The following is a 13,355-nucleotide window of genomic DNA, read 5'->3' on the forward strand; positions in this document are numbered from 1 at the left end:
ACTACACCGGCATGAGCTCGCTGTTGCCCTTGTCGGTGCGGCGAATCTGCCATACCGAGGTGCGGGTACGTTGCGAGCGACCATTGCCCCGATCGATCAGGGCCCGGTTGTCGGTGGTGAAGATCAACTGGGCGCCACGGTGATTGGTCTCCGGATTCTGGAACAGCTGGATCAGCCGATCGGTCTCTTCGACAGGCATACACGCGCCGATATCGTCGATGACCAGGACCCGGCCCGAATCCAACGCGTCGAGCATGGCTGGCAACACCCGCAACAGGGCGAGCGTGGCGGAAGACTCGTCGCCGATCTCGAACGGGTTGGTGATGCCCTCGTGCACCAGGCTCAGGCCGACCCCGCGCCGGGTCACCATCCGCTCGTACAAGGCGTCGCGCGCTGCTTTCAGGTTGGTCAGCTCACGCTCGAGCAATACACCGGTGAGACCGTGCTCACGCAGCAACTGGTCGGCGTAGTCGCCGGAGGCGGCACACCGATCCATCTGTTCGGCGAGACCGGCGATATCGGCGTCCAATTCGCGCAGATAGTCGGCGTACATCGGATCGTTCTCGGCGATGAGCAGGTCGGTAATACCGAGATCGGCGCTGCGCAACAACATCAGCAGCCGGGCCGCGTTCTCCGGAGACCTGGACAGATGCCCACCCAGCCGATGGGCGACAGCGGTGGGCTCGATGCTCCCGTACTGCACCTCCAGCATCGATTGAAACCACCGGTACGCGGGTACGAGCGCATCCGAGTACAGCTGCCCGGCGAGGCTGAGCAGCAGCGCGTTCGGCCGGACCAGCGGTACCAGCGCCGCGATTCCGTAACGGGCCGCCTCGAACATCGGGCCGATCTTGATCTGCTCTCCACTGCGCTCGAACACGATTCGCTTACGTGAGCGTGGGTGGGTATGCAGCCATTCGGCCGTCACATCCGCGTTGCTCAGCCGGAATCCGTAGGTGTATGGCACACCTTCGGCGACGAACGCCGCCACGAACTCCGAGGGCTGATCCGGGAATCCGAGATGCGGCGCCCGCACCGGTCCCGCATACGGATCCCACCCGGTGACCGAATGCACCACCGCATCGCGCATCTGTCCGAGCGCATCGATCAGGTTCGTCTTGCCCACCGCGGCGCCACCATGGATGGCGGTCACCGGCACGGCCACCGGCCCGCTTCCCTTGGTGAGCCGCAACTCTTGTTCGTCGGCCAGCGATCTGTGATTGGTCACCCGAAAACTGCGCAGCATGCCGCCATACTTCCGGCTGCGCTCCGAGGCTGCGACACCAGCCCCGGCGCTAACCGCGTCCGGGCCTGGTACTGCCGCCGACACCGATGGCAGCAGCGCCGGATGCGCGGCTGGTCATCGACTCTGTCGGAGGTCTCGATAATTCGGAGATCTCGACGATTCGGGAATCTCGATGATGTCGCCGTACGAGGTTCACCCGATACTGCCGACGAGGGTGATACCGCCGAGCAGCGATACGCCGAGCACCACCTGCCGCAATCGAGCGGCAGGCACGCGGGGGGCCAGCAGCATCCCGAGTCCCGTGCCCGCGGCGAGTACAGCCAGTTCGGTGTATCCGGGAAACCGGATACCGAGGATCGCCGCCGTGACAAGGTTCTGCAGGAGAAAGATGCAGTGCAGATTGGCACGTGCCCTGGCGGGCTCCCATTCGGCGTTGGCGGCATAGAGGCCGACCGGTGGTCCTCCGACGCCACCCACGACATTGAGCAGGGCGCTGGCGCCGCCGGTGGCGATCGCCCCCACCGGATGGCGGAGCCAATGCCAGCGGACCCCACTCGCCAGCACCCCCACCGATACGATGACGCCACAGCCCGCGATCACGGCCAGCGGGCGAGTATCGATACCGCGCAGCAGCACAGCGATAACAGGGGTGCACAACAGCATCGGCACCAGTATCCGGCCGACCTCGGACGGCCGAGCATGACGCCCATCGCGCAGCAACGGGGCGACCGAGGACAGAGCCGCGAGAACTACCACCGCGGCGACACCCGTCCGCGGACCCAGATAGAGAACGAGCAGCGGCGCAGCCACCAATGAGAAACCCATACCGGTCGCGGACTGGGCGATAGCGCCGAACAGTATGCCGACGAGCGCGAGAACGTGCGCGCCGGACAGAACGGTACCGGTCACTCCGTATCGGCCCCGTGGAGAACATATCGACGCTGGAACAGGAAAGCCGCCACCATGAGCAGCATCGGTAATACGGTGAAACCGAGCAGGATCGCCGTATGCGCCGAATCCGGCTGCACGACCGTGTTTCCTCCGGTGACCGCGATGAATCCGCCGATAGCGAGGACGGCGGAGTAGGCGTACGGGCCAAGCGCCGAACTGAACGCGTCGGTTGCCGTCCACACGCCGGTATACGAACCTGCCCGTGCCGCACCGCGGGCTTCCGCGGCGGCCACCACGTCCGGCACCATAGAGAATGCGAGCAGTTGCAGTCCGGCGAAAGCGATTCCGAGAGCCACCACCACGACCACGCTCACGGCAGGGGCTACCGTGCTACTCGGCAACATCGCGAACGAGCCGACGATGAAAATGCCTTGCGCCAGGAGCAATCCCCGCTGTTTGCCGATTCGCCTCGACAGCAACAGCCATGCGGGGCCTGCGAACAAGGCCGGGCCGAGGAATCCCGCCATGAATGCCACGGTGAGACCGCTGTCGTGCATCACGTATTCGGCGAAGAAGGGGACCGCCGCCAAGAATAGATGCGTCGTCGTCCCGGTAAGTAGATAGGACAGTACGAGCATGCGGAATTTTTTGTCCCGCAATGTTTCCCGGATATCACTCGAACCGGTATGCCTGACCTCACCTGGAACACGGAAACCGCAGTACGCGGTGAGACGCCGCACGCCGATCAGCCCGATCAGGCAAGTGACGAACAGCACGGCCGACAGGATCAGAGCCATGCGAGCGTAATCCGCCCGGCCACCCGCGGAGACCAGGGCTGGTGCCGCGACACCGGCGCCGAGCAAGCCCAGAGTGAGCATCAGCATCCGGAACATGAATACCCGAGTGCGCTCGTGGTATCCGATCCGCAGATCGGACGGCGTAGTCAGATACGGCACCTGGAAGGCTGCGAACAGGAGATTGCCCGCGATCAGCCAGCCGCCCACCCACAGCGCCGCGGTCACTCCGGAGAGCCCCTGCGGCACAGTGAACATCGCGAACATGGCGAGGGCGAGCGGCAGTCCCCAGCTGAGCATGCCACGTCGGTGACCAGCGCGGCGCGCCTGCCGGTCCGACCTGTTCCCGAACAACGGGTGGATCAGCACGTCGGCGATCTTGGGAAGCAGCAGGGTCAGACCCGCGAGCAGCGGGGAAACGCCGAGGGTGTGGGTAAGGAAGTACAGCAGCAGCAGTCCCGGGACGGTGACCCAGATCCCCATACCGATCGAGCCGGTCGAATAGATCAGCAGATCACCGGTTCGGGCGGATGACGAGCTGTCGGATTGTTCCGGCGAACCGACGGCCGCGGACTTGTGCACGGTGTTCATGTGGTCGTCTGCCGTCGCACAACACCGGCCGCGAGTTCGATGCCGTTGAAATCGCCGGAACGAACGCGGCGGGCGAACGTCCTCGCGATGATGCGATCGGTGAGCCACGGCAGATGCCTGGACAGGAAGAACTCGATAGCGCCCCTGCGCGTGGTGGTCATATCACGGCGCACCGGACCCAATGCCGCGCGCACCACCGTATCGACAACGCCATCCAGCGGCTCGTACCTGCTCATTCCTTCCAGCGAAAGACCGGCGGAGGCAGTCGAATCGTGAATGGGGCTGCGTACCGCGGAAGGGTAGACACAGGTCACCGCGACATGGGAGCCGATTTCCAAGCGCAACGCGTCGGCGTAGGCCACCAGCGCACGTTTCGACGCGCCGTATGCCGCGGCCAAAGGCAACTGCATCACTGCCATACGCGAGCAGAGCATGATGACGCGCCCACGCGACTGCACCAGGGCATCGACGCATGCCGCGGTGACACGCCAGGCCCCGAGCAGGTTGATATCCAGCTGGCGGCGCACCTCGGCCCCTGGCGACAGTTCGGCGGGTGCCGGGCCGCCGACTCCGGCATTGTTGATCAGCAGATCGAGACCGCCGAGGCGGGAAATGGCAGTGGACACGGCGGATTCGACGCTGGCGTCATCGGTGATATCGCACATGAGGACCGTGTCAGGGGAGGTGGGGTCCGATGCGACGTCCAGGCCGATCACCTCTGCGCCGAGCGCGGTCAGGCGAGCGGTGAGCGCCCGGCCGAAAGTGCCGGAGGCACCGGTGATCAGGACGCGCAACCCGCGCGCGTCAGAGAGGTCGCTCGACATGGTCGCACGGAATGAACGGATGTTCACGCGGAGGCCTCCTCGCGGCGAGAGCTGGTGAAGAATACGGCGGTCGGATACGGACCCCTGGTATGCCCGGTTCGGAGTTCCCGCGCCATATCTGCCAGATATCGGTCGAAGTCGATGCGCATATGCGGGCGCCGATTATCACCCCACCGCTCGATGGCTGCACTCAGATCGGCGGCGACCGTTCGACGTTGTTGCGCGGGGGCAGGAAGTGCGAAGCGGCCGGAGAAGAAGGCCGCGGCCAATTTCGCCTGGGCTTCCACCACCGGCAGCGCCGCGCCCGTCGATTGCATCAACCCGACGAATGCCAGACTCGGATCTTCGAGGTGGAAAACGCGTTTGTACAGCGGCAACTGCTCGGCATTCTGCCCGATCCAGCGGGTGGACAAGAACGGCATGGACACGCGGTAGCCAGTGGCCCAAACAATCACATCGACCAGGTCGGAACGACTATCGGTGAAGTAGACCCGATCACCGTCGAGGCGTTCGATGCCAGGGCGTGCCACCACTTCACCATGGGTGAGCCGATGCAGAATTGTGTCGCTGATGGTCGGATGGTTCTGGAGCAGACCGCCGCTCGGTGCGGGCAGACCGTAGCTCTGTGGTGTGCCGACCGCGAGTCGAAGCATCGTCTCGGCGACCACTTGGCGTACCCGCCATGGCAGCGCCGCGAGCAGGCCTGCCGTCTGGTCCGACGGCCTGCCGAACAGGTACTTGGGGACGATATGCACTCCGTGCCTGGCCGAAAGCAGTACCGGGCCGCGTGCGACGTAGGAGGCGTCGACGGCGATGTCCATGGCGGAGTTGCCCATGCCGACGACGAGGACACGCCGGTCCCGGAAGACCTCGGCGCTGCGGTACTCATGTGCGTGCAGCTGCGTACCGGCGAAGGTTCCCGGATAGCCCGGCTCGGGGCGACGAGGGTCCCAGTTGTGGCCGTTGGCGACCACAACGGCATCGAATTCGTCGGTTTCCCCCGATTCGGTGCATACCACCCATGGTTGCCCGGGATCGGCTCGGTCGACCGAGGTGATGGTGCTGTCGAATCGGATGTGCTCGTTCAGACCGAACCGGTCCGCGTAATCACCGAGGTACCCGGCGATATGGTCGGCCGAGGGATAGTCGGGCCATGCGGCGGGCATCGGGAAGTCGGCGAACTGGGTGCGGGCTTTGCTGGTGTTCAGATGCAACGACGCGTACGCAGGGGATAAGCCGCTGCTGTTGTCCCTTGCCCATAAACCGCCAGGACGGTCACCTTTTTCGTAAGTCACGGCATCGACGCCGACCTCGAGCAGAGATTTGGTGGTAGCGAGGCCGGCCGCACCGGCGCCGATCACCGCAACGCGGCAGGGGGGATTCATCGAGTCGTCTCCTCGGGTCGAATGGTCGGCGAGATGGGCGGGACGGGAAGAGGATTACGCCCGAGTCTGCGGGTCATCACCCAGGCATAACCGCGCGGTGAGATGCGGTTGGCCCACCAGGCGAGCTTCGCGGTCCGTCCGGGCAGCACGAGGTCGCGCCCGTCGAGCACTGCCTTCACAACCAACTCCGCTACATCATCGGGCGTGATCTCCTGGCCGGTGGTCGACCGCTGGACCCCTTGGCTCCGGCCGACCTCACCCATTCCGCCAACGACGAATGTCGGATGCACCATGGTTACCGATATGCCTTGCGGAGCAAGCTCGCACCGCAAGGCGGTGAACAGTCCGGTCACGGCGTGCTTGGCTCCGACATAGGCAGGCCTGCCGAGGACGGGCGCGAACCCGGCGACCGAGCTCGTGACCACAATCCGCCCGCTGGCCGCGGCCAGCGCGGGCAATGCGGCCCTGGTGCACACCAGTGCGCCGATGTAGTTGACCTCCATCACCCGCCGATAAGTCGCCACATCGTGGTCCATCAGCGCCCCGATCGCCGAGATCCCCGCATTGTTGACGAGCACATCGATGCGGCCGTGCGTGGCGATCACGCGCTCGAAGGCGCTACGCACCTGCGCTTCGTCGGTGATATCGCAGCCGAGGAAGCGCTGGTCGTCGGGTGGACAGATGGGTGGAAGGTCCAGTCCTGCCACGGTGTAGCCCGCCTGGGCGAACCTCCGCAGCATTGCCTGGCCGATGCCGCCTGCGGCGCCGGTGATCACGGCGACTTTTGTCATACTCGGTCCTGTCGTCGCGCTCGCGGTCGCGGATCGGTCGATTCGGCCGGAGGTGCACTGGTTGTTGTATTGCTCCCCAACCATAGGAGCGGAATTCGCCACTGAACATGGCGTCGGTCACCCCTTTGGGCACTGCCGTTGTGGTGTGCCACAACCTCCGGGCACTATGGTCGGATGAACTCGCGCGACGACTGGACCGTCATGGTCGATCTCATCGAGCAGGTCGTCGGTGAGGACGACCTGCTGTCCACCGCCGTTCAGGGCGTGCGTGCGACCGTACGGGAAGTCGCGCCACTCACCCGCGCCGATATCGCCGGTCACACCAGGGCGCTGCTGGCCGCGGCGACCCGGGCGCTGGCCGCCCGACGCGGGCCGGTGGAAGCCGAGCTGTCGTTCGTCGAGGAACTGGCGGTGACCCGCGCGAGCCAGGGCGTACCCATCGAGGCGGTGCTGCGGGCCATTCACGTCGCGGAGCGGGCAATCTGGTCGCGTGCCCGAGAAGTAGCCGGGGCCAACGGGATTCACCCGGAACTGCTCCTCGACGCACGGGAACTGTACGAGGACTGGGCCGAAGCGGTGCGGACCAGGCTGATAGCGGCTCATCGCGCGGCGCTGGCAGGGCAGCGGCACGGGGCGAGCGAACGCAACGCGGTGATCCTGCGCCGCCTGCTGGCGGGCGGTTCCGCGGCCGGGCTGGCCGCGGCCGAGGCGGGCTTACGGGTTTCGGGCGGGCTATGGGTGACGGTGGCGCGGGTGGGTAGCGTCTCCACTGCGGACCTGGAGCGGGTGTCCGGGGCCGGTGGTGCGGCGATGATAGCGCCGGTGGACGAATTCCTGGTCGGCGTCCTCGACCAAGCGCCGCGGGCGGCCGCATCCGGGGTGGCGATCGGAGTGGCCGGCCCCGCAGAGCCCGAGGAGCTCGCCACAATTCACCGGTTCGCGGCAGCCGCACTGACCGCCGCGGAGACAACCGGGCAGCTGGGCACTATCCACATCGCGCAGGTCGTCGTACCCGCGGCACTGGCCGATCGTGCCGACCTGGCGGCGGCGCTGCTGGACCGGCACGGACAGGCGCTGACCAAGCTCGGGGCGAACGCCGAACCCGTCGTGCGCGGAGTATGTGCGTGGCTGGAAGCGGACCGGGACACCGATGCGGCAGCCAAATCGCTTTTCGTACATGCCAATACGGTGCGCAACCGAGTGCAGCGCTTCACGGAGGTCACCGGATTGGACCCGCAGACCACATTCGGAGCCATAACGGCGTGGTGGCTGTGCCGTGCGTGGCTGGCCTGGGCGGTCTGATACACGCGGACACACTGTCAGGCCAGCGGCGGCACGCCGACCTCCCTGGTGACCGGTCCGTCGTTCCCTGCGGGTACCACCATCTCAGGGAGCACCTTGTTCATCGCCAACGCGGTTACCAGTCAGGTGGTTTCGGCGCCGATCACCGGCACCGCGCCCCCACCGTGATCGCCACCAGCCCCACCGGCACCTTCGGTGTCACCAATTGAATGGCCGACCCGACCGCTGAACTCTGCGGCCTCGACCGCTGCACTGTGCGGCAACGATCGACATCCTCTCGGAGCGCCGCCACACAGCCCTAGCAGGGCCACAGCGATACCATGGGCAAGGCAACCCGGTGTGGTCACGGTGGCAGCACGGCTACGTGGAGCTCAGGCGCATGCCAGCCGGTAACCAAGCCATCCACATCCGGCATTACCACTCGAGCAACAACCTAGTCTCCTGGCATCCGGTCATACACAGTCCAGACCTTGATACACGTTGCTGGACAAGCACTGTCACCTCCCAGGACTAGGTCGGAAACCGGACCGGGATTCGTTGCGCAACCGCGACAAGGGATTCGTTGCGCAACCGCCACCGCCAGTGGCTTACTGGATACACCATTCCCGCAACCACCACGACATCCGTTGCAGGAAAACCACTCTCGCCCGTTCGGAGACTCCCCTGATGGCGCCTGTGCTCACCTCACTCGACCCCAGTTCCGGTCCACCGGCAGGCGGCAACACGGTACAGATCGTCGGCAGCGGATTCTCCGGCGTAGGCCCGTTGACCGTGCGCTTCGGTACGACGGCAACCACCTTCACCATCGTCTCCGACACTCAGATCAACGCCATCGTCCCACCCGGCACCGGCACCGTCGATGTCACCGTCACCGCCCTGCTGAACGGCACCAGCAACGCACTGCCCTACACCTACGGTGGCCTGCTGTTCTTCACCGATGGCTTCTCCCCTATCGGTAATGTGTATTCGGTGCCGCAAACTGGTGGCATACCAAACCTGCTGGCGTCCGGTCTGAGCGTTCCCACAGGTCTCGTCCGAGTCGGCGGCCTCCTCTACATCTGCGAGCAGGGAGCCAATCAGGTATCGACGGTGCCGGTCACCGGTGGCACACCGACCCCGCTGGTTACCGGCCTATCGACCCCCAGAGGTATCACCGTCTCCGGCAGCACCCTGTTCATCGCCGATCTGAACACTGGTCAGGTGGTGTCAGCGCCGATCACCGGCACCGCCACCGTGGTCGCCACCAGCCCCACCGGCGTACGCTGGGTCACCGATGGGTCGCCGACCCAGCCGGGGGGCGGGTCGTTCGCCGCCGGCCTCCTCGCCGCACCCACACTCACCTCGCTCAACCCGAGTTTCGGTCCCGAATCCGGCGGCAACACGGTGGAGATCGTCGGCAGCGGGTTCACCGGGTCCGGGCCGTTGACCGTGCGCTTCGGGGCGACGGCGACCACGTTCACGATCATCTCCGACAGCCAGATCGACGCCATCGCCCCACCCGGCACCGGCACCGTCGAAGTCACTGTCACCGCCCTGCTGCACGGCACCAGCAATCCCCTGCCCTACACTTACGGCGGCTCCGGACTGCTGTTCTTCACCAATTCCATCCTGAGCAACGGGAGTGTATTCTCGGTGCCGCAAACCGGTGGCACACTGACCCAGCTGACGACCGGTCTGAGTAATGGCGAAGGTCTCCTGCGGGTCGGTAACCTCCTCTACCTCTGCGAGACCGGGGCCGCTCAGGTGTCGACGGTGCCGGTCACCGGTGGCACGCCGACACCCTTGGTGACCGGCCTGTTCGCTCCTACGGATATCACCACCTCCGGAAGCACCCTGTTCATCACCAACGCCGGTACCAGTCAGGTGGTCTCGGCGCCGATCACCGGCACCGCCACCCCCACCGTGCTCGCCACCAGCCCCACCTCCGTATTCGGCATCACGACGTGAGCAGCGAATCCCTGCCTCCGTAGCATCCGGTTACGCACCGTCCGAACCACGATACCGGTTGCCGAAAAAGCACTTTCACCTCTCAGGATCGGACAGTCACCTACCGATACCGGGCCGGAGGACCGGACCATGCATTGTTGTAGAACCGCGACAAGGGAAGCGTTGCGAAACCGCCACCAGCAGTGGGTTACTGGATACACCGGTCCCGCAACCACCCCGACATCCGTTGCAGGGAAACAACTCTCGCCCGTTCGGAGGCTCCCCCTGATGGCGCCTGTACTCACCTCGATCGACCCCAGTTCCGGTCCACCGGCAGGTGGCAACACGGTACAGATCGTCGGCAGCGGATTCTCCGGCGTAGGCCCGTTGACCGTGCGCTTCGGCACCACGGCAACCACCTTCACCATCGTCTCCGACACCCAGATCGACGCCATCGCCCCACCCGGCACCGGCACCGTCGAGGTCACCGTCGCCGCCCTTCTCAACGGCACCAGCAATGCACTGCTCTACACCTACGGCGGCACCGGCCTACTGTACTTCACCGATGGCTTCTCCAGGGTGTATTCGGTACCGCAAACCGGCGGCACACCAACCCTGTTGGCGACCGGCATGCCCAATGCCGCGGGTCTCATCCGGGTCGGTGACTTCCTCTACATCAGCCAGATCGTACCCAGTCAGGTGTCGAGAGTGCCGGTGACCGGTGGCACGCCGACCACCCTGGTGACCGGTCTGTTTCTCTCTACGGATATCACCGCATCCGGGAGCACCCTGTTCATCGCCAATCGGGGCACCGCTCAGGTGCTGTCGGCGCCGATCACCGGCACCGCCACCCCCACCGTGATCGCCACCCTCGCCACCGGCGTCACATTCGGTATCACCGACGGTGCGCCGACCCAACCGGCAGTCGCACCGTTCGTGAACGCCCTGATAGCGGCGCCGGTACTCACCTCGCTCAACCCCAATTTCGGTCCACCGGCCGGTGGCAACACGGTAGAGATCTTCGGCAGCGGATTCGCAAGCGCAGGCCCGTTGACCGTGCGCTTCGGCACCACGGCAACCACGTACACCATCGTCTCCGACACCCAGATCAACGCCATCGCCCCACCCGGCACCGGCACCGTCGACGTCACCGTCCAGGCACTACTGGACGGCACCAGCAACCCCCTGCCCTACACCTACGGTGGCCTGCTGTTCTTCACCTCCGACACCAGCCCCGGCAGTGTGTATTCGGTACCGCAAACCGGTGGCACACCAACCCTGCTGGCATCCGGCCTGAACGATCCCAGAGGTCTCATCCGAGTCGGTGACTTCCTCTACATCTGCGAGCAATCGGCCGGTCAGGTGTTGAGGGTACCGGCCACCGGCGGCACGCCGACCACCCTGGTGACCGGCCTGTCATCCCCTATCGGGATCACCGCCTCCGGCAGCACCCTGTTCATCACCAACAACATCGTCCCCGGTCAGGTGGTGTCGGCGCCGATCACCGGCACCGCCACCCCTACCCTGATCGCCACCAGCCCCACCGACAGCGCATGGGGTATCACGACATGAGCCTCGACCCGACCACCGAACTGCGTGGCACGATCGGGTATTCCTCATGGGCAATTGCCGGGCCTACGTGGACAGCAACACCATTCGTCCGCGCGAAAGCACTGCCGGCTATCGTCGCGGGCCAGCGCAGTCGAGCGCCCCGTTCTGACGCTATCCGACGGTATTGCCGATGTCACTGTGCGGCAGGCAGGCTCCGGCCTTACCCATCTCGGTGAGTAGAGAAACGGATGATTCGACAGCACAGACACATCGAGCGCTACTGTCGCGGCCTGCTTAGCTACCCAATCGCGCGAAGAAGCAAAGCGCTGTCACCGAACTCGTGCCACAGATAACCGTTGTCCATCGCGGCGGCATATGCCGTGGCAACAGTTTCCTCCCCCGCCACCGCGACCAGGAGATCCAGATGTGACGCACCGGGCGCGTGCCACCCGGTAATCAACCCGTCTACCACACGAGTCGGTCGGCCCGCGCCCAAGACGAGATCGGTCCAACCATGGACCGCATGAACCAGACCGGACGGGTCCGCGGCGGACTCCAGCGCCCGTGTCACCGTCGTCCCAACCGCGATGACGCGGTTACCGGCGGCTTTCGTGACGTTCACCAGTCGCGCCGTCGAAGCGGGGACGGCGAACCGCTCTCGCCCCGGGGGCTCCCCAGCTTCCGGTGAGGACACCCCCGTATGCAGGGTGATCGGCGCGATGGCGACACCAGCGGCGATCAGATCCAACGCCAGGTGCTCAGTAAACGGCCTTGCCGCACTCGGCATTTCCGCGCTCCCCGATATCCGGCCGAACACTGTCGCATAGTAAGAGGACGACCAGCGCTGCGACACATAGGAATACGTGATCGGACGCCCATACTCGGCCAGCAATCGGGGCACCTCGGTAGTGATATCGGCCGTCCAGAGCCTCCTGCCTCCCGGCAACCACGGAGTCCGCAGTGTCGCCACCGCGCCCGGCAACCGCAGCACGGTTTCCGCCACGAGCCTTTCCGCTGGATAAGGCATGCGCTCCGGGGTACGAACCTCAACGACCCAACGGCCATCATCGAGCCAGGTGGAGAAATGCAGCACAACAGGCTCGCCGTCCAGCGTGGCGTCGACCGCCGCGGACATCATCGCCGAATTGTTCACTACCACCAGATCTCCCGGCCGCAACAGACCCGGCAGTTCCCGGAACCGGAGATGAGCAGGTTCCCGGCCTGCCACGAGCAACCGGACCTCATCGCGTGCCAGCCCACGTGCCTCGGGCGGGGCGACGGCGTTGCGCTCCGGCGGCAGGACGAAAGCCAGGTGATCGAGTTGCACCGTCATGACATCTGTCCGACCGTGAAATCCGCTGCGGTGTAACGGCCACTGCTCGGTTTCTCCGCCAGCAGCCGCAGTAAGGCCGGTACCACCGTCTCCGGCTCCGGCCGGTCGGAGATGTCGACGCCGGGAAACGCCGCCTGATGCATATCGGTTCGCATATCGCCGGGATCGAACGCGTAGATCGAAAGGTCTGGATGCTCCGCACCCAGGATCGCCGTGAGCTGATCGAGTGCGGCCTTCGACGAACCGTATCCACCCCAGCCCGGATACGGTTCCAGCGCGGCATCGGAGCTGATGTTCACCACGCTGCCGCCAGGACGCAACAGCGGTAGCGCGAACTGCACTATCGCCAGTGGTGCGAGAACATTCGTGTGGAACACCTGCTCGAGCTCGTCGAGTGGGTAGTCCGTCAGCCGCGGCAGCGGACTCGGCCCGAGCCTGCTCGCGTTGTTCACGACCAGAGCGAGTTCTCCCACGCCGCGCACCGAATCGGCCAGCCGCGCACGATCGGCCGAGTCGGTGACGTCGCCGGGAATCGCGAGGAATGCCTGGCCGAGTTCGGCAGCCAGCCGTGCCAACCGGTCGGCCCGACGCGCGGTCCCGAGCACCCGCCATCCTTGTCCGGCCAGCGCACGCGCGAGCGCCGCACCGAATCCGGCCGACGCACCAGTGATCACAGCGATAGGACGAGACATGATGACCTCCTGACAGTCGCCTATCAGTC

At 65.5% G+C, this 13,355-nt stretch carries 11 protein-coding genes; 3 read left to right on the top strand and 8 right to left on the bottom strand.

The genetic code is table 11. The features are described from left to right. Nucleotide 1 precedes the first annotated feature (1 nt). The 6 genes from ACL02S_RS13555 to ACL02S_RS13580 all read right to left on the bottom strand — a co-directional run bounded on the left by ACL02S_RS13555 (nt 2) and on the right by ACL02S_RS13580 (nt 6,522). On the bottom strand, nt 2–1,246 hold the full coding sequence (locus tag ACL02S_RS13555) for an AAA family ATPase (protein WP_412802720.1): 1,245 nt from the start codon (nt 1,244–1,246) through the stop codon (nt 2–4). Nucleotides 1,247–1,438: 192 nt separating this feature from the next. Then, complete coding sequence (locus ACL02S_RS13560; protein ID WP_412802721.1) at nt 1,439–2,155, bottom strand: TSUP family transporter; 717 nt, start codon at nt 2,153–2,155, stop codon at nt 1,439–1,441. Continuing rightward, nucleotides 2,152–3,522 (bottom strand): MFS transporter, encoded by a 1,371-nt coding sequence (locus ACL02S_RS13565; RefSeq protein ID WP_412802722.1) that lies wholly within the window; start codon nt 3,520–3,522, stop codon nt 2,152–2,154. Before ACL02S_RS13565 ends, ACL02S_RS13560 begins: the two co-directional genes overlap by 4 nt. Further along, on the bottom strand, nt 3,519–4,373 hold the full coding sequence (locus ACL02S_RS13570) for an SDR family NAD(P)-dependent oxidoreductase (RefSeq protein ID WP_412802723.1): 855 nt from the start codon (nt 4,371–4,373) through the stop codon (nt 3,519–3,521). Before ACL02S_RS13570 ends, ACL02S_RS13565 begins: the two co-directional genes overlap by 4 nt. Continuing rightward, nucleotides 4,370–5,731, bottom strand: a complete 1,362-nt coding sequence (locus ACL02S_RS13575; RefSeq protein ID WP_412802724.1) for a flavin-containing monooxygenase — start codon at nt 5,729–5,731, stop codon at nt 4,370–4,372. The genes ACL02S_RS13570 and ACL02S_RS13575 overlap by 4 nt, the downstream gene beginning before the upstream one ends. Then, nucleotides 5,728–6,522, bottom strand: a complete 795-nt coding sequence (locus ACL02S_RS13580; RefSeq protein ID WP_412802725.1) for an SDR family NAD(P)-dependent oxidoreductase — start codon at nt 6,520–6,522, stop codon at nt 5,728–5,730. Before ACL02S_RS13580 ends, ACL02S_RS13575 begins: the two co-directional genes overlap by 4 nt. Before the next feature lie 174 nt (nt 6,523–6,696). On the opposite strand from ACL02S_RS13580, the gene ACL02S_RS13585 reads away from it, so the two are divergent. The 3 genes from ACL02S_RS13585 (at nt 6,697) to ACL02S_RS13595 (ending at nt 11,322) form a co-directional block, all read left to right on the top strand. Then, the gene (locus tag ACL02S_RS13585) at nt 6,697–7,824 is read left to right on the top strand and encodes a helix-turn-helix domain-containing protein (protein WP_412802726.1); all 1,128 of its coding nucleotides are present in this window, start codon (nt 6,697–6,699) and stop codon (nt 7,822–7,824) included. A gap of 666 nt (nt 7,825–8,490) precedes the next feature. Continuing rightward, on the top strand, nt 8,491–9,771 hold the full coding sequence (locus ACL02S_RS13590; protein ID WP_412802727.1) for an IPT/TIG domain-containing protein: 1,281 nt from the start codon (nt 8,491–8,493) through the stop codon (nt 9,769–9,771). A 267-nt stretch (nt 9,772–10,038) separates the two neighbouring features. Beyond that, nucleotides 10,039–11,322 (top strand): IPT/TIG domain-containing protein, encoded by a 1,284-nt coding sequence (locus tag ACL02S_RS13595; protein WP_412802728.1) that lies wholly within the window; start codon nt 10,039–10,041, stop codon nt 11,320–11,322. 277 nt (nt 11,323–11,599) lie between these two features. Here the strand turns inward: ACL02S_RS13595 and ACL02S_RS13600 are convergent, their stop codons facing one another. After that, a complete protein-coding gene (locus ACL02S_RS13600; protein ID WP_412802729.1) occupies nt 11,600–12,634 on the bottom strand; it encodes an S-adenosylmethionine:tRNA ribosyltransferase-isomerase in 1,035 nt (344 codons plus the stop codon). Further along, nucleotides 12,631–13,326: an SDR family NAD(P)-dependent oxidoreductase gene (locus tag ACL02S_RS13605; protein WP_412802730.1), complete on the bottom strand. Its 696-nt coding sequence runs from the start codon at nt 13,324–13,326 to the stop codon at nt 12,631–12,633. The genes ACL02S_RS13600 and ACL02S_RS13605 overlap by 4 nt, the downstream gene beginning before the upstream one ends. Nucleotides 13,327–13,355: the final 29 nt, after the last annotated feature.

Source organism: Nocardia spongicola (assembly GCF_047200775.1).
Classification (GTDB): domain Bacteria; phylum Actinomycetota; class Actinomycetes; order Mycobacteriales; family Mycobacteriaceae; genus Nocardia.